Source organism: Phyllobacterium sp. A18/5-2, assembly GCF_025452215.1.
GTDB classification, from domain to species: domain Bacteria; phylum Pseudomonadota; class Alphaproteobacteria; order Rhizobiales; family Rhizobiaceae; genus Phyllobacterium; species Phyllobacterium sophorae.
The window spans coordinates 520,035-544,975 of record NZ_CP104967.1 but is presented as its reverse complement, the minus strand read 5'-3'; the positions used below and the strand labels follow the sequence as shown (position 1 = coordinate 544,975).

The following is a 24,941-nucleotide window of genomic DNA, read 5'->3' as shown; positions in this document are numbered from 1 at the left end:
GGTTATCTCATCCTGAGCTCGCAAGCACAGTTTCAATCTTCTTTCGACTGCCTCCATGCTTGGCGATTAACTCTCGCGCCCGATTCTTGCTTAGGTCGTATTTCGTCATGAGATATTCGATCTCATATTCCTCACTGGGCGAGACTTTTGAGCGATCACGGTTATCCTGTTTTGATTTGTCATCTGCCATTTTGAGCACACCTCGGTTTTGCCAGCTAACCTGGAAAACAGTGTGCAATCATTTTCGTTCCATGTCGGAGTGCAAGTGCAGCAGCCCAATAGCTCGCTTGGCTTATAACCAACAGCGCCTTAGGTTCAAATCCGGCTGCTGCAACCAAAACAGAGATGCCGCTGCCTATTTGCAAGTTGAGACGACGGCACTGCATCTGTCAGCTCCTGCTATCAAAGTCAGAAGTGGCGGAACGGAGCTTGGAGCAAGCCGGGAAGTGGTCATCTATCTCGTCTGGCTCATAACCAGCAGATCGTCGGTTCGGATCCGACCTGGCGCAACCAATCTCTGGCGGGTGCTGCGCTACTTGTGCGCCAGTAGCGCGGCAATGCAAAAAGTGATGGCTCCAGCAATACACGTTAGCAGCCAAAATGATCGGGACGGTATGCGCTCCAGCCACGCCTTTGGCCTATTGTCTCGGTGAAAATCATCCTCGACAAGCACTTTCACTTTTTCCTCTAGCTCGGGCCATTCTACACGCCGCTCGGGCCGAGTACGCTGTTCTGGTACTTGGTGAAGGTCTTCAACAAGGACCTTCAATTTCTGTTCCGGGTCGGCACATTTTACGCGCCGGAATTTGACGACCTGATCCCGCGACTGCATAGCCAGTTTCTTTAAGCGTGTTTCTTCGTCGAATTGATATCGACGCGCACCTCGCCAGTTGGCTTGATAGTCTTCTTGCTCCATTGCCGCAGGATAGCCAACGCTGTCTAAGCCAGAGTTTATTTGCCTAGTAAAATCTTAGTGGCTTTCAAAATTGGTTCTGTCCCCGATCGCTTCGAAACTAGGTAATTATCCCTAGAATCTGAAATTAATCCTCTGTTTAAAGAAGCGAATCAATTATGCGGGCTAAGGTGTGATTTGCAGCTAACTGGCGGACCTGGAGACAGGGAACACTCGCCGGGCGCGTGGGAAGAGCTTCACGGCTTCCGTCATGGAAAACTATTCCCCAAATTCAGTTTCATGCGGAGTGGAGAAGTGGTCATCTCGTCTGGCTCATAACCAGAAGATCGTCGGTTCAGAATCCGGCCACCGCAACCATATTATGAGGGCAAAAAGTAAATGCTCGCCAAGAAAAGTACAAAAAGGACCATCACAAAAACAATTATTTCAAGAATCCAAGCTCCGTTTTTAGTCATTGCCTTTTCTTGTTTTTATTGGCTCATCGCAGACCGTATAGTCTACCTCCCTTTGCTCAAGCGCACCTAAATTCTTCGCGAGCGTCTGAACGCTTTCCTCCACATCTGCGATCATCTGGTGTTTCCACCACTGGCATGGGAAGAGCTTCACGGCTTCCTGTCATCGAAATCTATTCTCGAATACACCGGGCGGGAGAGGGGAGATCGAAGGTTCAGAATCCCTGCCGCAACCGGTTGAGCACATGATGTTGGCTGTCGGGATCTATTAGTTGTTGGGTTGAAAGAGCCACAACCACGCTATTAGCGCGGTCGTCAGGATGACGGCCGTACACAACCAAATTTCTTCTCTCAAAGTTTTTTCCCAGTTTTTCCCGCGGCAAGGTACCAAACGACCGCATTCTGCAATTCAGCCAAACGACGTAGTGCCGGATGCCCATTCCGCGCCCGGAGGCGAAGAGATCAACTGAACTGACGCGCGTTTATCGCTGCCATCGACCTGCTGTTGTCTGCAGGTAGAAGCCGCAGCGAGTGGCTAGTCGTGCAGGAACCGTAACTTGATCTTAATACCAGTTCCTGACGCTTCCTTAGATCGGCCTCCCAGAACGATATCGTCCCCGTGGATTTCGCCTCCATATCAAGGGCATTCTTGTCGCGTCCAAATACGGGTTCCACTCCCACGATGGGCATCCCTTTGTACGGAAAAGCTTTTACCCGGGCTGTAACTCGGTTCGACAACGGTATGAACATGCTTGCCGATCCTATTTTTACCAATTGATCGTCAAGGACTGATTATCTTCATCGCTGTCTGGCCGCTGTTCGCAGCAAATCAATAAGCGCCTGAATGGCTATTTTCGTCCAGCTCATTGCGCTTGATCAACTCTTCGCGAATTAGTTTTTTGGCAATCTTGCCATAGGCGGATTTCGGCATTTCGGGCCAAAAGACAACACGCTTGGGCAGTTTGTAACGCGCCAGCTTGCCATCGAGCCAGGCGATGATCTCCTTTCCATCCGGGGATCTATCCGCATGGGCCACGCAGACCGCAAGCCCGACTTCTCCCCATACCGGGTCGGGGATTCCAAGCACTGCAACCTCATTGATATCCGGATGCGTTAGCAATTTTTCCTCGATTTCGCGCGGATAGACGTTGGAGCCCCCGGAAATATACATGTCTGATGCCCGTCCGGTGATGAAGACAAACCCCGCCTCATCCATATGACCAAGATCGCCCGTGCGGAACCAGCCATAACGGAAGGCTTTGGCGTTCGCCTCGGGATTGTTGTAGTACCCGGCAAAGACCGCCGGGCCGATGACGCAAATCTCGCCCGTCGTGCCTGCCGGTACTTCATTGCCAGCATCATCCTGGATCGAGATTTGCATGCCGGTGCGCACGTACCCACAGGTGCCCGGATGTGCATCGTCCTTATCCTCGACGTGATGTTCTGCGGGCGGCAGCACGGTGATATTGCCGGTTACCTCGCCCAGGCCGAAATATTGCACAATGACGGATCCCAGCGTTTTCAGGGCGTGAATCTGATCGGCTCTGTACATGGGCGCGCCAGCATAGACGACATAGCGCAGCGATGAGTGATCGCGCAAATGAACGGCCGGATGCTCTGTCAGCATTTTCAAAATTGTCGGGACAGTGAACATGTTGCTCACCCGCCATTCTTCAATGAGACGCCAGGCCTCCCCGACATCGAGCTTTTCCGTCGGCAGCAGGATGGTTTTCGCGCCCCTTGCTACCTGCGTCAGTTGGTGAATGCCCGCACCATGCGACAACGGAGCGACGACAAGCGAGGCATCGTTGTGCGTTGTATCCGGCATCAGATCGCACAGGTGGTTGGTGACCACGAAACCCATCTGGCCATGCGTGAGGACAGCCGCCTTGGGCCGTCCTGTTGTGCCGGAGGTGAAAAAGAACCAGCAGGGATCGTCATGTTCAACAGCGGCCACCGGGACTGTTTCGCCAACGAAGCGATCGATGATATCGTCGTAGTCTTCACCAAATTCAGCTTTGCCGATTGCAATAATGAATTCCAGTTCCGGACAAGCTTCTCGGGACGCTGCCGCATGGTCAGGAAACAAATGACCGCAGATCATGCCTTTCGCACCGCTCGTCTTTACAAGGTAGGCAACTTCGCCGGGGGTTTGACGGAAGTTGGCCGGGACCCAGACAGCACCCAGCTTGAAACAGACGAACATCGATTCAAACATCTGGTTGCAATTTTGCGACTGCACGACAATCCGGTCACCCATGACGACGCCGAATTGCTTTTGCAACGCTGCAGCCATGGCATTGACCCGGCGCTGCAGGTGTAACCAGGACCATGATTTTTCGCCCCACACCAGGGCGATCTCGTTGGGAAAGCGGCCCGCCGATTGATCGAGAAAACCGGAGAGATTCATGACCCTTTTTCGACATGGGCTCGATGACCAATCCTTTCTTGCTCGTCATATCTTCACCTATGCCAACGGGTTCTGTTCGGGTCTACCACCACGATTGACCGGTCGTTTTGGCCGATCATGCAGTGGCTGGAGATGCGCCAGCCGCGCCTCGATTTTCTTTGCCTCAATTTTCATCAAAGCGACTAGTTCGACCTGGCGTGCCGGCTGCATCCGGCTATCAATGGCAGCAATACTCAGAGCCCCGGCGGGCCGCGCATCGGGAAAACGAATGGCAAGGCCAATGCCCCAGGAATTGGCAAGGATACGCCCCGGGTTGAGAGCAAAACCTTGCGCGCGCGCGGCCGCGATATCGGCTCTTATCTGCGGTGGTGAAAGGTGCGGAAATTCGGCCAGGAGTTCTGATTCATTCATGGCAAGGATGGCTTCGATTTCATCGTCGTCCATGGCCGCCAAAATGGCAAGTGACCCCGCGCCAACCCCCAATGGATGACGATAGCCCGCCTGGAGCGCGTGGGTGCGAATTGGGTAAGTGCCCTCCTCCCGGTGAAGGCACACTGCATAATTGTCCCGTTGAATCGACAGAAAACTGGTGTCCTGTGTCTTGGCCGAAAGCACACTGAGACTGTCGCGCGATATCTGCAAAAGGCCATATCGGCGTGTCGCAAGCGTGCCGAGCACATAGGCCTCCTGCCCGAGATAATAGCGCCGGGTCAAAGGATCCTGTTCCAGCAATCCGGACCGAATGAGCGCGAGCAGCAAACGCCGCGTCGTCGGCTTATTGAGACCACTCTGTTCCACGATATCGCTGAGTGCACCACCCTGATCGCCGAAATAACTGACAAGGCTCAACAGGCCAAGCGCCCTGTCGACGCTCTGGGACCCGCTCATACCTGTTGTTGAAACTTTTTGCTCCATGTTCCGCGCTCGTTGTCGATCCACATTATGGATCGTTCTACCATCTTATAGAACTATGCGGCGAAATTGATTGCAAGCAGGCACCGTTCGTTTAGGATTCTTTGCACCGGATCGAGGATCGCATTCTATAATATGGACCACATTGCCGACACCAACACAGCCGTGTCTGTGAACCGAAGCGATCAGCACGCCGCGGCGGTTGCCCGTGCCTGAACGGCGCTTGCAACAACCTGGAACGATCGCTGCTGAGCGCTTTGAGAGCCTTGAGGGTGTTGGACGCAAGTTCGAATTTATCCTGGGACCTGGCCTGAGCCTTAACGCGGCCATTGCTCGTCAGTTGAGCAAAACGAATCTCAAGGCAGCTGCCCTCATCCTTGAAGGTGGCGCGTTCGCCCCATTCCACTACCTCATGCCTGCGTTGTCGAGCGACGGTTATCATGCTGCCTGGTACAGCGAGACATTTTCGCCAGCTGGCGAAACGGGGCTTCTGAATGGCAATGCTACTTTCGGCGAGCGCGACCGGACCCCTTTTATCCATTGTCATGCACTATGGGTCCAGCAGGACGGCAAGCGCTGCGGCGGCCATATTCTTGCGCATGAGACGATTATCAGCCGGCCCATTCGCGCCACCGCCTGGGGCGTCGAGGAAGTGCGGATGGTATCGGAACCAGATGAAGAAACGGCGTTTATACTGTTCCATCCGCTGCCGGCGGAACCTCTTGCCGCAACCACGGGAACGCGCACTGTGATCGCCCGGGTCGGCCCGAATGAGGATATCATCGAGACCGCTGAAGCGATCTGCCGCAAGCATGGCTTTGCCGGAGCGACGTTGCGCGGCGGTGTCGGCAGTCTCATCGGCGCACGCTATGCCGATGGTTCGACCGTGGACGATATCGCCACCGAGGTTTTTGTAACCCAAGGACTCGTAGATGCTCACTCGGCCGGGACGCACCTGGAAATTGCCATGGTCGATACCAAGGGCAACATCACCCACGGCTCCCTCCTGCGCGGTGAAAACCCTGTCTGCATCACATTCGAGCTTTGTCTGGAAGAAGCCTGAGGCCTCCCTCAGCGCAGTTCATGCTCGTCTGGGTAGCTTAAGCTTTGCAATTCCCGCGCATCGACACCGGCAATGCGCCGCAGCACAGCGCGCGCCAGCTCACGCCCGGCATGGCGGACATCTTCGTTGAACACGATGATTTGCGGACGAAACCACTGCAGCACGTCGGTCGATTGCTTCGAGACAAGATCGACATCCTCGCCGATCTTCAATCCAGCCGCCTCGATTCCGGCGACAAGAGCGATAGCCGCGCCGCCGCTGCAACACACAATGCCATCCGGACGGTTCGATCCAGACATGATCTCCTCCATCCGGTCGCGAATGCGGCCAAGCGACGTATCGACATCGACGCCGGAAAAAGCGACGGCCGCAGCGCTCCCCTCCTCAATGGCGCGCGAAAAACCGCGATCAAGGTGGCGGTAATAGGTGACGGCAGGCGAAGGTCCGGCAAGCATGGCGATCTTGCGGCGTCCCTTTGCCAGCAGGCTCTTTACGGAGAGATAGGCAAAGGCCTCGTTATCGAAGTCATGGTACGGATGCTCGATGCCCATTTCGGTGCGGCCGTGCGTTGCAAATGGAATTCCATGTTCGGTGAGATAACGAACGCGCGGATCATCGGGTTCGGTGCGTGACATGATGATTCCGTCCGCCGAGCCGGTTTCGACGATGTAGCGGATCGGCTGCATCGGATCGTTTTCCAGCGAATAGGGTGTGACCGTCAGATGGTAGGGTGTCTGCGACAGCACTTCGGAAATGCCATAAACCATGTTGGACGTCAGGCCCATGATCGAGGATTGTGCATTCAGCACCAGGCTGATGACATTGGTCTTGCCGGTGCGCAGGCGCACGCCCGCGCGATTGGGCCGGTAGCCAATCTGTTTGGCGATGAGCTGAACGCGATTCTTGGTCGCCTGCCCGATCTCCGGCGCATCTTTTAGCGCGCGGGAAACGGTGGTGACACCAAGACCGGCCATAAAGGCAATCGTCTTCAATGTCGGCCGCTCGGCCTCGGCAGGCGTAATGGCGGCGTCCTGCAGTATCGGATTGCCGGTCTTGTTCTTCATAATCAACTGGTCGTCCAAAGTTACTCGAGGCAAAATGCCACTTTGTATCGTTTCAAAATTTGAACGAAATGTACAGAACTTTTCCCTGCAAAACGGCGCCCACATGCAACCCATGGGTGAACGGGCAGGGCCTTGAAACTGATCCTTCCATCAATAAAAATCAACATGGATTGCGGGCTAACCTACGGAAAAACAAAGACTAGCACTGGTTACGAACGCATCGGATCCTGTAATGCGTGAAAATTTCACCTTGGGCAATTGCATCCGCGTGACGTTTGCACTAGCCTACCTGTAACGTTTCAGATTTGGGAGGATACGATGCGTTACTGTTCAGCTCTTGCCGTGTTGGCCACGTCCACTTTTCTCGCCGCTGCCGGCCCCGCCCCGGCAACCGAACTCGAAGTTACGCATTGGTGGACCTCGGGCGGTGAGGCGGCAGCGGTCGCAGAGTTCGCCAAGGCCTTCGATGCGACCGGTAATCATTGGGTCGATGGCGCCATTGCCGGTTCAGGCAGCACGGCGCGACCCATCATGATCAGCCGCATCACCGGCGGTGATCCCATGGGCGCCACGCAATTCAATCACGGCCGTCAGGCCGAGGAACTGGTCCAGGCAGGACTGATGCGCGACCTGACCGACCTTGCCACCAAGGAGAAGTGGACGGAGGTCATACGGCCGAAAAGCCTGCTCGACAGCTGCACGCTCGACGGCAAGATCTATTGCGTGCCGGTCAACATTCATTCCTGGCAGTGGCTGTGGCTTTCCAACAAGGCGTTCGAGACGGCTGGCGTACCGATCCCCAAGAACTGGGATGAATTCGTTGCAGCCGCGCCGGCGCTTGAGAAGGCCGGCATTGTGCCCTTCGCCCAGGGCGGGCAGGCCTGGCAGGTCAATAACACGTTTGCCGTGCTGATGCTCGCGATCGGAGGCAAGGAACTCTTTCAGAAAGTCTATGGCGACAAGGACGAGGCGGTCGCGGCAGGACCGGAGGTCGCCAAGGTGTTCAAGGCCGCCGACGACGCGCGTCGCCTGTCAAAGAGCGCCAATGTCCAGGAGTGGAACCAGGCGACCGCCATGGTCATCAATGGCAAGGCCGGCGGCCAGATCATGGGCGATTGGGCGCAGGGTGAGTTCCAGCTGGCTGGCAAGGTTGCCGGCACTGACTATACCTGCCTGCCCGGCCTCGGCATAAACCCGACGCTTGCGACAGGCGGCGACGCCTTTTACTTCCCGCTGCAGAAGGACGAGGCGAAGGCGAAAGCACAGGAAGTGCTGGCCTCGACCTTGCTCGATCCCAAGACGCAAGTGGCGTTCAACCTGAAGAAGGGCTCGGTGCCGGTGCGTGGTGACGTCGATCTCAATGCCGCCAACGACTGCATGAAGAAGGGGATCGAGATTCTCGGCAAAGGCGACATCGTCTCCTGGACCGACCAGCTGGTGTCGCAGGACACGCAGAAGCAGTTCGAGGACCTGTTCTCCGAATTCTTCGCCACCGCAATGACGAGCGAGGACGCGCAAAAGCGCTTCGCCAAGATCGTCGCCACGGCCGACTGAACAAAGGCGGTTTTTGGCCGGCCCTGCGGGGCCGGTTCGTCTTCCCTCACCCTGCAGCACCAGCCACCGGTTTCAAATGCCCCAGCAAAAGCGTCCCATCCGTCTCTTGCGCAACCTCAACGCGAAGATTGCCGCTGTGCCAATGATGCTCACGGCGACCTTCGTATTTGCCGGGGGCAGCCTCTGGACGGTGCTTTATTCCTTCACCAGTTCCAAGCTGCTGCCGCGCTTCAGCTTCGTCGGTGCCGAGCAATACGAGCGGCTGTGGGCCGCACCCCGCTGGAACGTCGCGGTCGAAAACCTCTTCATCTATGGCGCACTGTCGCTGATTTTCCAGTTCGTCATAGGGTTCCTGCTGGCCGCGCTTCTCGATCAGAAAATCCGCTTCGAGGACACGTTCCGGACGATCTTCCTCTACCCTTTCGCGCTGTCCTTCGTGGTTACCGGGTTGGTCTGGCAGTGGATTCTCAACCCCGATTTCGGCGTTCAATCGGTAGTTCGCAGCCTGGGCTGGACAAACTTCGAATTCAACCCGCTCTACGATGCCGATATCGTCATCTTTGGCATCCTCATCGCGGCACTGTGGCAAGGCACGGGGTTGATAATGTGCCTGATGCTTGCCGGCCTGCGCGGGATCGACGAAGATATCTGGAAGGCCTCTCGCGTCGACGGGATCCCTACGTGGAAGACCTATCTCTTCATCGTTATCCCGATGATGCGGCCGGTATTCATCACCACGCTGGTCATCATCGCCTCGGGCATCGTGCGGGTCTATGACCTCGTGGTGGCGCAGACCGGCGGCGGCCCGGGCATCGCTTCGGAAGTTCCGGCAAAATATGTCTACGACTATATGTTCCACGCGCAGAACCTCGGCCAGGGCTTCGCCGCCTCGACGATGATGCTGCTGTCGGTCGCCATCGTCGTGGTGCCCTGGGCCTATCTCGAATTCGGGAGGCGCCGGCATGGCTGACGTCGCTGAAATATCCGACCCGCAGGCCGCAATCGAGCCGCGTGGCGCACGCCCGCGCCATGCATTCAGCCGGCGCAACATCTTCATCTACGGCACGCTGATTCTGGTTGCCGTGTACTATCTCATACCGCTCTATGTGATGGTCGTGACCTCGCTGAAGGGCATGCCCGAGGTCAGACTTGGCAACATTTTCTCGCCCCCGATGGAGATTACGTTCGAACCATGGGTGAAGGCGTGGTCGAGCGCCTGCACGGGCCTGAATTGCGATGGGCTGTCGCGCGGCTTCTGGAACTCGGTGCGTATCACTGTTCCCTCGGTAATCCTGTCGATTGCGATCGCTTCGGTGAATGGCTATGCGCTTGCCAATTGGCGTTTCAAGGGGGCCGACATCTTCTTCACGATCCTCATCGTGGGCGCCTTCATTCCCTATCAGGTAATGATCTATCCGATCGTCATCCTGTTGCGGGAAATCGGCATTTATGGCTCGCTGTCAGGGCTGGTGCTGGTGCATGCGATCTTCGGCATGCCGATCATGACGCTGCTCTTTCGCAATTATTTCGCCGCGGTGCCTGAGGAATTGTTCAAGGCCGCACGCGTGGATGGCGCGGGGTTCTGGGCAATCTACCTCAAGATCATGCTGCCCATGTCTTTGCCGATCTTCGTCGTGGCGATCATCCTCCAGACGACAGGCATCTGGAACGACTTCCTTTTCGGCGTCGTCTACACGCGGCCCGACACCTATCCAATGACCGTACAGCTTAACAACATCGTCAATTCTGTGCAGGGCGTGAAGGAGTACAACGTCAACATGGCCGCAACCATCCTCACCGGCCTTGTGCCGCTAATCGTCTACTTCGTCTCCGGGCGGCTGTTCGTGCGCGGCATCGCCGCCGGCGCGGTGAAAGGCTGACGATGACAAGTGTATCGATCAAGGATCTCAGCCTCGAATTCGGTGCCGTGTCGGTGCTGAAGGACCTCAATCTCGACGTCGGCGATGGTGAGTTCCTGGTGCTGCTCGGGCCGTCGGGTTGCGGCAAGTCGACCTTGCTGAACTGCATTGCAGGCCTGCTCGATATTACGGATGGTCAGATCTTCATCAAGGGCAAGAACGTCACCTGGGAGGAGCCAAAGGACCGCGGCATCGGCATGGTGTTCCAGTCCTATGCGCTCTATCCGCAAATGAGCGTGCGCGGCAACCTGACCTTCGGGCTTAAGAATGCCGGCGTACCGCGAGACGAGATCGCGCGGCGCATCGAGCGCGCGGCCAACATCTTGCAGATCGAGCCGCTGCTGGACCGCAGGCCAGGCCAGCTTTCCGGCGGCCAGCGACAGCGCGTCGCCATCGGCCGCGCACTGGTACGCGACGTCGACGTCTTCCTGTTCGACGAACCGTTGTCCAATCTCGACGCCAAGCTGCGCTCGGAACTGAGGGTCGAGATCAAGCGGTTGCACCAGCAGCTGGCCAATACCATGATCTATGTAACGCACGACCAGATCGAGGCCCTCACGCTTGCCGATCGAATCGCGGTGATGAAGGGCGGGCTGATCCAGCAGCTCGACGAGCCGCTGACGATCTATAACAGGCCGCGCAATCTTTTCGTCGCCAGCTTCATCGGCTCCCCGGCGATGAACTTCATCAAAGGCGAGATCACCGGGACGAACGGCCCGCCGGTCTTCACGGCCGGCGATCTGAACATATCGCTTGCTGGCTATGAGACCCAGCAGTCCCTGGCGCCTGGCCATTCCGTCATTCTTGGCTTCCGTCCCGAACACATCACCATCAGTGATGTGCCTGGCCCCGCCGGCCGCTCGTGCGAGGCCGTGGTCGATCTGGATGAACCCATGGGTGCGGACAGTCTGGTCTGGCTGAAAGTCGCCGGAAAGGCCATCTCGGTTCGGGTCGATTCCGGCAGGCGCTACCAGCCAGGCGAAAAAGTGGTCCTGATCTTCAATCCCGCGATGGCCTCGCTTTTCGACGTCGCGACCGAAAACCGCATCTAAATTTCCCAAGCATGACGGAGAAATAAAGTGACCGACCTTTCCTACCAGCTCTACAGCTCCCGCAACTTCCCGCCGCTTCACCAGACGCTCGAAATGTTGCAGCGCAATGGCTACAGGCAGGTTGAGGGTTATGGCGGTGTTTATGCCGACGCGAAAGCAACAAGAAGTGCGCTCGATGCCAATGGCCTCACCATGCCGACAGGTCATTTCAGCATCGACCTCCTGGAAAATGACCAACAGAAAGTTCTCGATCTTGCAGAGACACTCGGCATGAAGGCGATATACTGCCCACACCTGGCGGTCGATCTTCGTCCCTCTGATGCCGCAGGCTGGTCGGCTTTCGGTGAGCGGCTCGAAGCGGCACACGCCACTTACAGCAAGGCCGGATATATTTTCGGCTGGCACAATCACGACTTTGAGTTCAAGGCACTTGCTGATGGTTCGATACCGCAAAAGCTGATCTTCGATGCAGCCCCGAGCATATCCTGGGAAGCGGACATCGCCTGGATCATTCGCGGCGGCGGCGATCCATTCGAATGGATCGAGAATTACGGGTCACGCATCAGCGCGGTGCACGTCAAGGACATCGCTGCCGCCGGTCAAAACACCAATGAGGACGGCTGGGCCGATGTCGGCTATGGAACCGTCGACTGGAAAGCTCTGATGACGGTCCTGAAAAGTACACCGGCCCGTTATTTCATCATGGAACACGACAATCCATCGGATGATGAACGGTTCGCCCGCCGCTCCATCGCCACCGTCAAGGCATTGTGAAGAAAGACACTGACATGGCTAAAACACTTGGGATCGGCATCGTCGGTGCCGGCAATATCTCCACGACTTATCTAAGACTTGCCCCGCTGTTCAAGGGAATTGAAATCCGTGCCGTCGCCGACATCAACAAGGCGGCGGCAACTGGGCGTGCATCCGAATATGGCATTGAAGCGCGCAGCATCGATGGCCTTTTGTCGAGCGAAGACATCGATCTGGTCGTCAACCTGACCGTGCCGGACGCGCATTTCGATGTGTCGAAGCAAATCCTGTCCGCCGGCAAGCATCTTTATTCGGAAAAGCCGCTGACACTGTCGCTGAAGGACGGTCTGGAATTGCAGAAACTCGCAGCGAAGAAAGGCCTGAAAGCGGGGTGCGCACCCGACACCTATCTCGGCGGCGCCCACCAGCTGGCGCGCAAGCTGGTCGATGACGGTCAGGTCGGCACGATCACCTCCGGCACGGCGCATGTGATGAGCCATGGCATGGAGCACTGGCATCCCAACCCGGATTTCTTTTTCCGCCCGGGCGGCGGGCCCATCCTCGATCTTGGTCCGTACTATATTGCCAATCTGATCAACCTCATCGGCCCCATCAGGCGGGTGGCAGCGCTGACATCCATGGCCAAACCGACCCGCACTATCTCCAGCGAACCGCGCAAGGGCGAAATCATCAAGGTGACAACACCGACAACCATTCAGGCGCTGCTTGAATTCGAAAGCGGTGCTTCGGTCACCCTGTCGGCAAGCTGGGACGTCTGGGCCCATCATCATCCCAATATGGAGCTGTACGGCACGGACGGTTCACTGTTTCTTCCCGATCCGAATTTCTTCGGCGGCAAGGTCAAACTGGCAAAGCCGGGCAAGAAGGCCAGGCCGGTGAAAGCCTGGGCACATCCGTTTGGCACGCCCAACCAGAAACACTCGGCCGGCATGATGGCCAACTACCGCACGGCCGGTCTTGCCGACATGGCAGTCGCCATCCTGCAGGGACGCGACATCCGCTGCTCGCTCGAGCGGGCATTACACGGCGTCGATGTCATGGTCTCCATCCTGCGCTCCGGCGAGGAAAAGAAGTTTATCGACATCAAGACAACCTGCACACGGCCGCAAGCGCTTGGCATCAAGGAAGCCAAATTGCTGTTGAAAAAGAACTGAGACATCGCTCCCAGGCGATTGCGATCATGGTCGGGCGCCACTATGTTGGCTGCCCGATTATATTTATGGAAATGCCAGTGACTGTTACAAAAACTGCCCGCATCGCACGCCTCATCGCTGGCGAAATCAATGCGCGACCAGAACAGGCCAATGCGGTGATCGAACTGCTCGATGGCGGCGCAACCGTGCCTTTTATTGCGCGCTACCGCAAGGAAGTGACCGGCGGGCTGGATGACACGCAGCTCCGCACGCTTGACGAGCGCCTCATCTATCTGCGCGAACTTGATGCGCGCCGCGACACGATCATCGAGTCGATCCGCAGCCAGGGTAAGCTCACCGATGAGCTGGAAGGCAAGATCGCCGGGGCCGTCACCAAGGCAGAGCTCGAGGACATTTACCTTCCCTTCAAGCCCAAGCGGCGGACCAAAGCGGAAATTGCCCGCGAACGCGGCCTTGGTCCGCTGGCGGAAACAATTCTCTGCGACCGGCGCACCATTCCTTCCGAACTGGCGAAGGACTTTCTCTCCGATGACGTTCCTGACGTGAAGGCTGCGCTTGACGGCGCCCGGGACATTCTCGTCGAGACCTTCTCGGAAAATGCCGATCTAGTCGGCCGCCTGCGCAACTACATGAAGGATCGCGCCGTCCTGCGCGCCAAGGTTGTAACGGGGAAAGAGGAAGCCGGCGCGAAGTTCTCAGATTACTTCAATCACTTCGAACCCTGGGCAATCGTACCAAGCCACCGTGCGCTGGCCATGCTCCGCGGCCGCAACGAGGAGGTATTGTCGCTCGACCTCGAGGTCGATGCGGAAGACACCGCCGCCATCAAGCCGGTCGAGCGCATGATCGCCGACGCCTATTCGATCCCGGCCAATGCTGGTGCGGCCGACAGCTGGCTGATGGAGGTCGTGCGCTGGACATGGCGTATCCGCCTGTCGCTCAATCTCTCCATCGATCTCATGACCGCCCTGCGTGAACGCGCCGAGGAGGAGGCGATCCATGTCTTTGCCCGCAACCTCAAGGATCTGCTGCTGGCGGCGCCTGCCGGCTCGCGCGCGACCATGGGTCTCGATCCGGGTATCCGCACCGGTGTGAAAGTCGCGGTCATCGATGGCACCGGCAAGCTGCTTGATACGGCAACGGTCTATCCTTTCCCGCCGCGCAATGATGTGCGCGGTGCCCAGGCTGAAATGGCAAAGCTCATCGTCAGGCACAAGATCGAGCTGATTGCCATCGGCAATGGCACCGGTAGCCGCGAGACGGAACGTCTCGTCGCCGACATGCTGTCCGACATGCCATCGCCCAAACCGTTGAAAGTCATCGTCAGCGAAGCGGGAGCCTCGGTCTATTCCGCATCGGCGACTGCTGCAGCCGAATTTCCCGGGCTCGATGTCTCGCTGCGCGGGGCCGTTTCCATCGCCCGCCGCCTGCAGGACCCACTGGCGGAACTGGTCAAGATCGAGCCAAAATCCATCGGCGTTGGCCAGTACCAGCATGATGTCGATCAGTACCGCCTCGCCCGCTCGCTGGAGGGTGTGGTCGAAGACGCAGTGAACGCCGTCGGCGTCGATCTCAACACCGCATCGGCATCGTTGCTCGCCCGCATTTCGGGCCTCGGCAGCGCGCTCGCCGAAGCGATCATCGCCTATCGCGACGATGTCGGGCCATTCAGGACCCGGCGCGATCTGCTGAAGGTTGCCCGGCTCGGACCGCGGGCCTTTGAACAATGCGCCGGGTTCCTGCGCATTGCGGACGGCACAGAGCCACTGGATGCTTCGGCCGTTCACCCGGAAGCTTATGGCGTTGCCAAGAAGATCGTCAGCGCCTGCGGCCGCGATGTGCGCTCGCTGATGAATGACAATAGCGCTTTGAAGGCACTCGATCCCCGCGTCTTCGTGGATGAACGTTTCGGATTACCGACGGTGCGCGATATCATGGCCGAGCTGGAAAAGCCCGGCCGCGATCCGCGGCCTGAATTCAGGACGGCGTCCTTTGCCGATGGCATCGACAACATCAAGGATTTGAAGCCAGGAATGCTTCTGGAGGGAACGGTGACAAACGTCGCGGCCTTTGGTGCCTTTGTCGATATCGGCGTGCATCAGGACGGCCTCGTGCACCTTTCGCAACTGGCCGATCGGTTCGTCAAGGATGCGCACGAAGTGGTCAAGGCCGGCGATGTGGTGAAGGTGCGGGTCGTCGATGTCGATGTGAAGCGCAACCGCATCGGTTTGACCATGCGCAAGGATGGCGGCGGCGCGCAGCCAAGGGCCCCGAGAGCTGACGACAGCATTCAGCGGCCCCGTACGTACACGCCGGCGCCGAAGCCACAACCGGCTGCGCAAGGCGCCTTCGGGGCGGCTCTTGCGGACGCGATGCGCAAGAAGTGATATTGCCGTGGACCAAGCCGAACCTCGATCGGCGATCGCCGCACCATAATGAACTGCTGGGAGAAGCACCTTGGATATCCGCAAAATAGGCAAGACGCCCCTCGCTGTTACGCAATTCGGGTTTGGCGGAGCAGCCATCGGCGGGCTCTACCGCGAGTGCACCCGCGAAGCAGCCATGGATACGCTGCAAACAGCGTGGGATGCCGGATTACGCTATTTCGACACCGCGCCGTTTTATGGCTTCGGCCTGTCCGAACGGCGCACCGGTGATTTTCTGCGCAGCAAGCCGCGTGAGACCTATGTTCTGTCGACCAAAGTTGGCCGCCTGTTGCGGCCCGTTTCTGACGATAAGGTGCCCGACCATTCCTATGTCAATCCGCTGCCCTTCACCGTCGACTATGATTACAGCTATGACGGCATCATGCGCTCGTTCGAGTTCAGCTTTGCCCGGCTCGGTTTGAACCAGATCGACATTCTCTACGTCCACGATATAGGCGCCTACACGCATGGTGCCGAGAAGAATGCGCTCTATTTGCGTCAGTTGCTCGACAGTGGCATGAAGGCGCTCGACGCACTGAAATCCACCGGCGCGATCTCTGCCTATGGCCTTGGTGTCAACGAGGTCGAGGTCTGCCTCGATGTAATCGCGAGAAGTCCGATCGACTGCATCCTCCTCGCCGGGCGCTATTCATTGCTGGATCGCTCGGCTGAGCGCGGGCTGCTCGAGGCGTGCCGCGAGCAACAGATTTCACTGGTGATCGGCGGCGTATTCAATTCCGGTATCCTCGCAACGGGACCGGTTCCTGGTGCCAATTTCGATTACGGCCCGGCCTCGGACGATATTCTCGAGCGCGTACGGGCCATGCAGCAGATCGCGCAAGCCAATTCGATGCCGCTTGCCGCTGCGGCCATGCAGTTTCCGTTGCGTGAGCCGGTTGTCGCCAATGTCCTGATCGGCACAGCCAAGCCGTCCAGCCTGACCCGAAACATGGAACTGCTAAACGTGAATGTACCGGAGGCGGCCTATGCCGCGTTTGAGCCCTTTACAATCCGGTGAGTGGTCAGGCGTGGCCCGCGCCAACGGCCACGCCCAACAACATCATGCTGCAAGCCGGCGGCTATTGACCAGGTCCACAAGCTTCAGCGCGCGTGCAAGACTGTCGGCCTGTTCGCTGGCAAATCGCTCTCCCGTGATCTCCATGATCAGCATGGTATCCGGCAGGAAGGTGAGTTCGGAAAAGATCTCTTGCCAGGGAATGTCGCCCCATCCAATTGGCAGATGCAGATCGCCGATACCGAGCGCGGTCGCTTCGGCCGGGTGATAGAACTTCGTCATGCTGTAGGGACGACCGAAGCTGTCATGCACATGCAGATGTCCGGAAACCGGCGCCATCGCCCGGATCTGCTCGCGCCAGTTGAGGCCGAGGCGCGTACATTCGATATAAGCATGGCTGAAGTCGATCAGGCCGCAGAGATTGGGGCTGTTGACAGCCTTGACCGTCTCGCCGACCTTTTCCGGCGTCTGACGGTATTCCGCATCGCTCAGCGCAAAGATGTTTTCAAGCGCGATACGCACGCCATAACCCTTGGCGATCTCGGCCATTTCGGCCAGCGCATCGCGCTCCATCTGGTCAAGCTCGCCAATGCGTGTCAGCGCCGGCATCTTCGCCTGGCCGCCATGATGAACGAGAATTCCAGCCTCGGCACGATTGCAAAGTTCGAGCATGGCGCGAACGACGGTCTTCTGCAGGTCGAGATGTTCGCGGTCCATGAAGTTGGAAACGATCTGTCCGTGCACGCTGTAGCGCAGGTCGAACTGGCGGGTAATCTCGACCAGGCGCTCCGCACGACCCGGAACAATGCGGCCGCCGGCAATCAGTTCTTCGCCATAAAGTGACAGTTCGGCAGCGCTAGCGCCGAGATCGCTGATCGTGCGCAGCGAGCCTTGGAGGGTATCGAAATTGCCGCCGCCCGTATAGGTACAAAAACCGACGGAAGAAACAGTAGAGGCTGAGTTCATGATCGATCCTTTCAAGCGGGTTAGGCCGCCACGGTTGTTTTAATTGTACGCTTTACTGCGGGCACGTCATCAAGGCGAAGGCCGGTTTCCAGCGAGAAAAGGTGAATATGCTCGGAGGGCAGCTGCAGGCCGACCGTTGTTCCCGCTTCGACGAGTTGCCCCTCATCCATGGCGACCGCAAAATTCTGCCCGTCGATCTCGACGTGAACGATGCGGCCCGAACCCAGCTCTTCGACAAAATCGACAGTCGCCGGCACGCTGCTTGCGGTTCCCGCCGCAACCAGCCGGCAATGCTCGGGCCGGATACCGGCCGAAACGGCACTGCCTGCATTGTCGCCGCCGAGCGCCGGGTCGATCGCCAACCGAATGCCGTCAAGCAGCACGAAATCGCCGCTCGGCGCGACAGTGCTGTCGAAAAAGTTCATGGCCGGGGAGCCGATGAACGAGCCGACAAAACGGGTCCGCGGCCGATGGTAGATTTCCAGCGGCGTGCCGACCTGCTCGACATTGCCCTTGTGCATCACGATCAGCTTGTCGGCCAGTGTCATCGCCTCGACCTGGTCGTGGGTCACGAAGACCGAGGTGGCCGACAGCCGCTTGTGCAGACGGCGGATTTCCACGCGCATCTGCACGCGCAGCTTGGCATCGAGGTTGGAGAGCGGCTCGTCGAACAGGAAGACCTTGGGTTCGCGAATGATGGCGCGACCCATCGCGACGCGCTGGCGTTGGCCACCGGAAAGCTGGGCCGGCTTGCGGTCCAGCAGTTCCTCGAGCCCGACGATACGGGCGGTTTCGACGATGCGCCGGGTGCGCTCGGCGCGCGGAACGCCCGCTACCTTCAGCGCATAGCCGATATTCGCCGCCACGTTCATATGCGGGTAAAGCGCGTAGTTCTGGAAAACCATCGAACAGCCGCGATCACGTGGCTCGAGCTCATTGACAACGACGCCATCGATCGAGATTTCCCCGCCAGTAATTTCCTCAAGCCCGGCGATCATGCGCAGCAGGGTCGACTTGCCGCAACCCGATGGGCCAAGAATGACGACGAATTCTCCGGATTTGAAATTGAGATCGACACCATGCAGGATTTGCGTTCGGCCGTATGATTTGCAAACGTCCTTGATGCTGATTTCAGCCATGGTTTTTTCCTTTATTTCTCTGTCGAGACAAGACCGCGTATAAACCAGCGCTGCAGAACAGCGACGACGATCAGCGGTGGCGCCATGATGATGAGGGCACCGGCCATGGAGATATTCCATTCCGGCAGGCTGTTCACCGAGGGGACGAGAGTTCGCATCGCCACCATCGCGGTCTGGTAATCGACCTCCGTCGTCATCAGCTTTGGCCAGAGATACTGGTTCCACGCATAGACAAACATGATCGTTGCCAGCGCCAGCATATTGGTGCGCGATAGCGGCAGGAGGATATCGATGAAGAAGCGCAGCGGCCGCGCTCCATCCATCTTTGCCGCCTCCGCCAGTTCATCCGGCAGGGTCATGTAGAACTGCCGGTAGAGGAACGTGCCTGTCGCTGTCGCGATAAGAGGCAGAACCAGACCGGAATAGGAATTCAGCAAGTTCCACTGCAACGACAATTCAATACCGGTGAGCGTCTGGATCAGCCAGCGCAGCGGTTCGAAAACATCGGCTGCAATATTATAAGTGGGGATCACCCGCACTTCGAGCGGCAGCATCAAGGTGAGGAACACCATCCAGAAGAACACATGGCGCAGCGGACTGCGGAAATAGACGATTGCAAAGGCGCTCAGCGCTGCAAGCACGATTTTGCCGGTCATGACCAGCAGCGAGGTGATGAGACTGTTGAGCAAAGCAGGACCAAGATTGGCCCTGTGCCAGGCCTCTTGAAGATTGTGCAGGAAGTCCGCACCCGGCGTGAAATTGAACGGAACGGCGTTGACCTGTGCCAATGATTGCGTCGATGCCGCGAAAATCATCCAGAACGGGCCGAGAATGACAAGCAGGCCGAGACACATGATGAAGTACGTCACGGCGTTGAGGACGGGGGTGCGTTCAATCATCGCTGATTCCTACTTGTAATGCACACGCCGCTCGACGTAGCGGAACTGGATGAAGGTGAAGAGCATGATCAGGGCGATGAGAATGAGGCTCTGCGCCGCCGCACCCGAATAGTTCAGGCCGCGAAATGCTTCGCTGACGATGCGATAGACCATGACATTGGTGGCTTTGTTCGGGCCGCCTTCGGTCGTCAGGTCGACGATGCCGTAGGTATCCGGGCCAACGAAGCTTTCGGTCAGATTGAGAACCAGCAGGAAGAACAAAGTCGGCGCAAGCAGCGGGATCTGCAAATCGAGCGCCCTGCGGACCGGGCCCGATCCGTCCATCGACGAGGCTTCGATCAGGCTGCGGGGGATCGACTGAAGACCCGCCGTCATGAAGATGAAATTGTAACCGATCCATTTCCACGCGAAACAGACGATTACCAGGATCATTGCGTGGCTGCCGAATTTGGCCGGATTCCACAGATCAGGTGACCAGGTGTTGACCACAGCGATCAGACCGCTCTCGGGAGCGAAGATAAACCGGAAAGCAAGTCCAACCGCCGGGGCGGCAATTGCATAGGGCCAGATATAAAAGAAGCGGAACAGACCCGACCCCTTCAGCTGGCGGTCAACGCAAATGGCAAGCACAAAAGCGACGAACATCGAAAGAGCCGTGGCGCTGAAGGCAAAAAACAGGCTGAGAGAAACTGACTGCCAATATTCGGTGTCGGCAAAGACGTCGCGAAAATTGTCCCAGCCAACGAACAACCGTTCGCCTACCCCGCCAAATGCCGGCTCCAGCGAAAAGGCCCAGGTGAGCACCGACGTTGCCGGCCAATAGAAGAATAACAAAATCAGCAGGAGTTGCGGAAACGCAAACAGGATCGGCAACCACCAGCTTTTGAAGACAGCGCGCTTGTTCATGAGATCGTCCGGCCCAGCCTCTTGATCGGATGCAAGAATATCAATGGCCCGGATGCGCTAGGCGCTCAGGACCATTGACGAGAATGTGGATCAGTTCAACGCGCGCCCGGCATAGGTCTTTTCGAAGCGTCGAAGAATGGCGTTGCCACGTTCGACGGCTTGGTCGAGGCCGGCCTGTACGGTCATCTTGCCAAAGAAGATCCCTTCCATGGCATCGGAGATTTCCTTGCGGATTTGCGGGAAACCGCCAAGGCGAATACCGCGTGTGTTGGCCGAAGTCGGCGTGAATGTCAGGCTGGCAATGGCCTTGTCGCGACCCTTGTATTCTGGCTTGTCATAAAAGCCGTTGGCCTTCATGGCTTCGAAACCCGTCTTCGTAACCGGGATATAGCCGGTGACCGTCGACCACCATTGAACCATATCCGGCTGGGCAATGAAGTTGAGGAAGGCAGCAGCGCCCTTGTACTCGGCTTGCGGACGATTGTTCAGAACCCAGAGCGACGCGCCGCCGACCAGCGAATTCTGGCGCTCGGTGCCCTTCCAGACCGGAAGCATGGTGACATCCCACTTGGTGCCCGGCTTGATGGTCTTGCCGATTGTGCCGTGATCGGCGATCGACGACTGGATCATCTGGCATGTCTCGGAGGTGAATGCCGGAACAACATCCATGCCGAGCTGCTTGGTCTTGACGACAAACAACCCTTCATCGGTCATCTTCTTGAAGAAGGTCAGGTGATGGACGAGCTTGGTCTTGTTGATGACGAGTTCCGTGTCGAGCCCGTCATAACCATTGCTCTTCGTCGCAATTGGCTGGTTGTGGATTGCAGAAAATTGCTCAACCGTTGCCCAGGTGTCGAAGCTGAAGCCGAGTGGACAGGAATATCCGGCAGCCTTCAACTTGCGAGCAGCGGCTTCCACGTCTTCCCATGTCTGCGGGGCGCCTTCGATACCCGCCTTGGTGAAGGCATCGACATTGTAATAGAACATCGCAGTCGAGGAATTGAACGGAAACGAATAGAGTTCGCCCTTCGACGTTGCATAATAGTTGGCGATGCCGCCGAAATAGTTGGTCCAGTCGATCTTGTAGCCATTGTCCTCCATCAGCTTCTTCGCCGGAACAAAAGCGCCTGATAGCATCAGGTCGAGCGTGCCGCCGTCGAATATCTGTGCGATGGCCGGATGCTTCTTTGCACGGTAGGCAGCGATTGAATTCTGTACCGTCTCGGGATAGCCGTTCTGACTGGTGCAGACGATTTCATAATCCGCCTGCGAGTCGTTGAACTTCTTGCATGCATCCTCGACGCGCTCGCCAAGATCACCGCTCAGTCCGTACCAGAACTCGAATTTGGTCTTGTCTGCAAGCGCAGGCGTGGCACCAAGGCCAACGGCCAAGGCAGCGACGGTCAAACTGAATTTGACAGCATGTGTTTTCATCTCAAGTCCCCGTTCCAATGAGTGGCAGCAATTTGCGGGCAGTTCCAGCAGAACCCTGGCCGCCTCGATCGGGACTATGTCTAGGGTGGCTATGTGAAACTTTGATCGACCTGATGCGAAAGTATTGTGACAATGCACAGCTGCGTAAAAGCGCTTAACAAGCCGGCTACAATCATCCCTTTCTGCTCGCAGGGGGAGCACTTGAAATGACACGGCTTTCTCCTTCTAGGGCGATTGATGCCACATTCCCGTGTTTGGCTGCGCAAACCCCAAACACTGAAACAGGGAGATATCCATGTCCTTCGAACTTTATTATTGGGATGGAATTCAAGGCCGCGGCGAATTCGTCCGGCTCGCGCTTGAAGAGGCCGCAGCAGACTATATCGACGTCGCACGCCGGCCGGATGGCATGGCAGCGATGATGAAGCTGCTCAAGAGCAGGACCGAGCCTCACATACCCTTTGCGCCGCCTTTCCTGAAGGATGGCGATCTCATCGTATCGCACGTCGCCAACATTTTGTTCTATCTTGGTCCGAAACTTGGCCTTGCACCAAAGAACGAGCCTTTGCGCTTTATTGCCAATGGCCTGCAACTGACCATCACCGACTTTGTTGCCGAGGTCCACGACACGCATCATCCTCTTTCAACAAACCTTTATTACGAAGATCAAAAGGAAGCGGCAAAGCAGCGCGCGGCAGATTTCATTACACACCGCATTCCAAAGTTCATGGGCCATTTCGAGCGGGTACTGGCGCAAAATCCGCAAGGCAACAAGCATACGGTCGGCCGCGGGCTGACCTACGTAGATCTCTCGCTGTTTCAGATTGTCGAAGGGCTGCGCTACGCTTTTCCGCGGGCCACCAAAGATATTGGCAAACACTATCCGGCACTTGTTGCCTTGCATGATGCCATTGAGCAGCGCCCCAACATAGAAAAATATCTCACCTCCGAACGCCGGCTCGATTTCAATGAATCAGGCATCTTCCGTCACTATCCCGAGCTTGACCAGGACGCCTGAGTAAGGCCAGATACCGCCGTATCCGTCCTGCGCCGTCACTTTTGCTGGACATGGCGTGCCGGACAGGTTCCAGTAGCCCATTCAATCCTTTTTTGGAGGAACGACCATGGATTATCGCTCTATGAAAGCTGGTGTCTTCGCCGTTGCACTGAGTATTGGCCTTGCACCGGCTGCCTCCGTGCTTGCAGCGTCACCGGAACCGGTCGAGGCCGACCACGGCATGGTCGTCACCGCCCAGCATCTTGCGTCGCAAGTCGGTGTCGAGGTTTTGAAAAACGGCGGCAACGCGGTCGATGCCGCCGTGGCCGTTGGCTATGCGCTGGCCGTCGTCTACCCGACGGCTGGCAACATTGGCGGTGGTGGCTTCATGACCATTCGCCTGAAAGACGGCAAGACGACGTTCCTCGATTTCCGCGAACGCGCGCCGCTCGGCTCGACCAAGACGATGTATCTCGACGATAAAGGCAACATGGTCAAAGGCCTCAGCACCGATGGCTATCTGGCAGTCGGCGTGCCGGGTTCCGTTCTCGGCTTTGAAACCGCCAGGACCAAATACGGCACCAAGCCGCGCGAGGAGCTGATGGGGCCGGCAATTCGCTTTGCCCGGGATGGCTTCGTGCTCAACCAGGGCGATGTCACCTCGCTTCAGGGCGGCGCCAAGAAACTCGCCAAGGACAGGGCTGCCGCAGAGATCTTCCTGAAGCCGGACGGCAAGACCTATGCGATTGGCGAGACGCTGGTCCAATCCGATCTGGCAGCAACCCTATCGGCTATTTCCGAGCAAGGTCCGGAAGCATTTTATAAGGGCGCGACCGCCGATGCCATCGTCAAGGCCAGCCAGGCAGGCGGCGGCATTCTTGCCAAGGGCGATTTCGAACAATATTCCGTACGCGAACTTGAGCCTGTGAAGTGCAATTATCGCGGCTATGACATCGTCTCCTCACCGCCGCCAAGCTCCGGCGGCGTGATTATCTGCGAGATCCTGAATATTCTCGAAGGTTACCCGCTCGGTTATCTCGGCTATGGTTCGGCCGAAACGGTCCACGCCATGGTCGAAGCAATGCGTTATGCCTATGTCGATCGCAATGCTTCGCTCGGCGATCCTGATTTTGTCGACAATCCGGTGACGAAACTGCTCGACAAACAATATGCGAAGGATATTCGTGAGAAGATCAGTCCGTTCAAGGCCGGCGAGTCGCAGCAATTGATGCCGAAGGGTTTTGGCGAGAGCAAAGAAACCACGCACTACTCCATCGTCGACGATGAAGGCAATGCGGTGGCCGTCACCTATACGCTGAACGGTTCATTCGGTGCGGGTGTTGTCGCGCCGGAAACCGGCATCCTGCTCAACAACGAGATGGATGATTTTACCGCCAAGCCGGGCGTTCCCAACCTCTACGGGCTTGTTCAGGGTGAAGCCAACGCCATTGCGCCGAAAAAGACGCCGCTGTCATCCATGAGCCCGACAATCATCTCCAAGGACGGCAAGCCGTTCATGGTCATCGGCAGCCCCGGCGGTGCTCGCATCATCACAATTACGCTTGAAGCGATCATCAATGTCATCGATCACGGCATGAATATCCAGGAGGCCATCGACGCCCCGCGCATCCACCATCAGTGGCTCCCGGACAAGGTCTATATGGAGCCCTATGCTCTTTCCGCTGATACGCGCAAAATCCTCACCGAAATGGGCCACGACGTCGAGATCGACAAGAGCTGGACCATCTGGGGCCAGGCAGCGGGTATCCTGGTTGGCGGAAAAAGCTTAACTGAAATCGAAAAAGGCGACGGCGCACGCTATAATGGTGCAATTGACAGCCGTTCCGGCTCAGGGGAGGCGCTCGGTTACTGATATGCGGATCGTGCCGGCA

General features: G+C 57.5%; 21 protein-coding genes and 1 tRNA gene. 12 read left to right on the top strand and 10 right to left on the bottom strand.

All coding sequences use genetic code 11. From position 1 onward, the window contains the following. Window positions 1-7: 7 nt before the first annotated feature. Together N8E89_RS21155 and N8E89_RS21150 are read right to left on the bottom strand one after the other, a co-directional pair. Window positions 8-190, bottom strand: a complete 183-nt coding sequence (locus tag N8E89_RS21155; protein ID WP_262263092.1) for a DUF3606 domain-containing protein — start codon at window positions 188-190, stop codon at window positions 8-10. A 342-nt stretch (window positions 191-532) separates the two neighbouring features. After that, window positions 533-916: a hypothetical protein gene (locus tag N8E89_RS21150; RefSeq protein ID WP_262263091.1), complete on the bottom strand. Its 384-nt coding sequence runs from the start codon at window positions 914-916 to the stop codon at window positions 533-535. Window positions 917-1,193: 277 nt separating this feature from the next. On the opposite strand from N8E89_RS21150, the gene N8E89_RS21145 reads away from it, so the two are divergent. Continuing rightward, window positions 1,194-1,270 (top strand) — tRNA-Met (locus tag N8E89_RS21145). Between the two features lie 924 nt (window positions 1,271-2,194). On the opposite strand, the gene N8E89_RS21140 is transcribed toward N8E89_RS21145, so the two are convergent. Together N8E89_RS21140 and N8E89_RS21135 are read right to left on the bottom strand one after the other, a co-directional pair. Further along, window positions 2,195-3,775, bottom strand: coding sequence for an acyl-CoA synthetase (locus tag N8E89_RS21140; RefSeq protein WP_262263090.1), 1,581 nt, complete (start codon window positions 3,773-3,775; stop codon window positions 2,195-2,197). 57 nt (window positions 3,776-3,832) lie between these two features. Then, window positions 3,833-4,690 (bottom strand): IclR family transcriptional regulator, encoded by an 858-nt coding sequence (locus tag N8E89_RS21135; protein WP_262263089.1) that lies wholly within the window; start codon window positions 4,688-4,690, stop codon window positions 3,833-3,835. Between the two features lie 205 nt (window positions 4,691-4,895). On the opposite strand from N8E89_RS21135, the gene N8E89_RS21130 reads away from it, so the two are divergent. Continuing rightward, the gene (locus tag N8E89_RS21130; RefSeq protein WP_262263088.1) at window positions 4,896-5,750 is read left to right on the top strand and encodes a PCC domain-containing protein; all 855 of its coding nucleotides are present in this window, start codon (window positions 4,896-4,898) and stop codon (window positions 5,748-5,750) included. A gap of 8 nt (window positions 5,751-5,758) precedes the next feature. On the opposite strand, the gene N8E89_RS21125 is transcribed toward N8E89_RS21130, so the two are convergent. Then, window positions 5,759-6,814 (bottom strand): LacI family transcriptional regulator, encoded by a 1,056-nt coding sequence (locus N8E89_RS21125; RefSeq protein ID WP_262263087.1) that lies wholly within the window; start codon window positions 6,812-6,814, stop codon window positions 5,759-5,761. A gap of 318 nt (window positions 6,815-7,132) precedes the next feature. Between N8E89_RS21125 and N8E89_RS21120 the strand changes: the two genes are divergently transcribed. The 8 genes from N8E89_RS21120 (at window position 7,133) to N8E89_RS21085 (ending at window position 16,711) form a co-directional block, all read left to right on the top strand. Further along, window positions 7,133-8,368 (top strand): ABC transporter substrate-binding protein, encoded by a 1,236-nt coding sequence (locus tag N8E89_RS21120; RefSeq protein ID WP_262263086.1) that lies wholly within the window; start codon window positions 7,133-7,135, stop codon window positions 8,366-8,368. A 76-nt stretch (window positions 8,369-8,444) separates the two neighbouring features. After that, window positions 8,445-9,338 carry a carbohydrate ABC transporter permease gene (locus N8E89_RS21115; RefSeq protein ID WP_112760094.1) on the top strand — a complete coding sequence of 298 codons (894 nt, stop codon included), beginning with the start codon at window positions 8,445-8,447 and terminating at the stop codon, window positions 9,336-9,338. Beyond that, a complete protein-coding gene (locus N8E89_RS21110; protein WP_262263085.1) occupies window positions 9,331-10,248 on the top strand; it encodes a carbohydrate ABC transporter permease in 918 nt (305 codons plus the stop codon). Before N8E89_RS21115 ends, N8E89_RS21110 begins: the two co-directional genes overlap by 8 nt. Window positions 10,249-10,250: 2 nt before the next feature. Next, entirely contained in the window at window positions 10,251-11,339 is a 1,089-nt protein-coding gene (locus N8E89_RS21105) for an ABC transporter ATP-binding protein (RefSeq protein ID WP_262263084.1), read from the top strand. Window positions 11,340-11,366: 27 nt separating this feature from the next. Continuing rightward, window positions 11,367-12,113, top strand: a complete 747-nt coding sequence (locus N8E89_RS21100) for a sugar phosphate isomerase/epimerase family protein (protein ID WP_262263083.1) — start codon at window positions 11,367-11,369, stop codon at window positions 12,111-12,113. 14 nt (window positions 12,114-12,127) lie between these two features. Further along, a complete protein-coding gene (locus tag N8E89_RS21095; protein WP_262263082.1) occupies window positions 12,128-13,267 on the top strand; it encodes a Gfo/Idh/MocA family protein in 1,140 nt (379 codons plus the stop codon). A gap of 77 nt (window positions 13,268-13,344) precedes the next feature. After that, window positions 13,345-15,654, top strand: a complete 2,310-nt coding sequence (locus N8E89_RS21090) for a Tex family protein (protein WP_262263081.1) — start codon at window positions 13,345-13,347, stop codon at window positions 15,652-15,654. A gap of 70 nt (window positions 15,655-15,724) precedes the next feature. Beyond that, window positions 15,725-16,711, top strand: a complete 987-nt coding sequence (locus N8E89_RS21085) for an aldo/keto reductase (RefSeq protein ID WP_262263080.1) — start codon at window positions 15,725-15,727, stop codon at window positions 16,709-16,711. A gap of 42 nt (window positions 16,712-16,753) precedes the next feature. On the opposite strand, the gene N8E89_RS21080 is transcribed toward N8E89_RS21085, so the two are convergent. From N8E89_RS21080 to N8E89_RS21060, 5 genes are all read right to left on the bottom strand, one after another. Beyond that, on the bottom strand, window positions 16,754-17,674 hold the full coding sequence (locus N8E89_RS21080; RefSeq protein ID WP_262263079.1) for a sugar phosphate isomerase/epimerase family protein: 921 nt from the start codon (window positions 17,672-17,674) through the stop codon (window positions 16,754-16,756). A 20-nt stretch (window positions 17,675-17,694) separates the two neighbouring features. After that, entirely contained in the window at window positions 17,695-18,813 is a 1,119-nt protein-coding gene (locus N8E89_RS21075) for an ABC transporter ATP-binding protein (RefSeq protein WP_262263078.1), read from the bottom strand. 11 nt (window positions 18,814-18,824) lie between these two features. Then, window positions 18,825-19,712 carry an ABC transporter permease subunit gene (locus N8E89_RS21070; RefSeq protein WP_262263077.1) on the bottom strand — a complete coding sequence of 296 codons (888 nt, stop codon included), beginning with the start codon at window positions 19,710-19,712 and terminating at the stop codon, window positions 18,825-18,827. Between the two features lie 9 nt (window positions 19,713-19,721). Next, on the bottom strand, window positions 19,722-20,618 hold the full coding sequence (locus tag N8E89_RS21065; RefSeq protein WP_262263076.1) for a carbohydrate ABC transporter permease: 897 nt from the start codon (window positions 20,616-20,618) through the stop codon (window positions 19,722-19,724). Window positions 20,619-20,708: 90 nt separating this feature from the next. Next, window positions 20,709-22,052, bottom strand: a complete 1,344-nt coding sequence (locus tag N8E89_RS21060; RefSeq protein ID WP_262263075.1) for an extracellular solute-binding protein — start codon at window positions 22,050-22,052, stop codon at window positions 20,709-20,711. Between the two features lie 295 nt (window positions 22,053-22,347). On the opposite strand from N8E89_RS21060, the gene N8E89_RS21055 reads away from it, so the two are divergent. Both N8E89_RS21055 and ggt read left to right on the top strand, forming a co-directional pair. Next, window positions 22,348-23,070, top strand: a complete 723-nt coding sequence (locus N8E89_RS21055; RefSeq protein WP_262263074.1) for a glutathione S-transferase — start codon at window positions 22,348-22,350, stop codon at window positions 23,068-23,070. Between the two features lie 106 nt (window positions 23,071-23,176). After that, window positions 23,177-24,922 carry a gamma-glutamyltransferase gene (ggt, locus tag N8E89_RS21050; protein ID WP_410010443.1) on the top strand — a complete coding sequence of 582 codons (1,746 nt, stop codon included), beginning with the start codon at window positions 23,177-23,179 and terminating at the stop codon, window positions 24,920-24,922. Window positions 24,923-24,941: the final 19 nt, after the last annotated feature.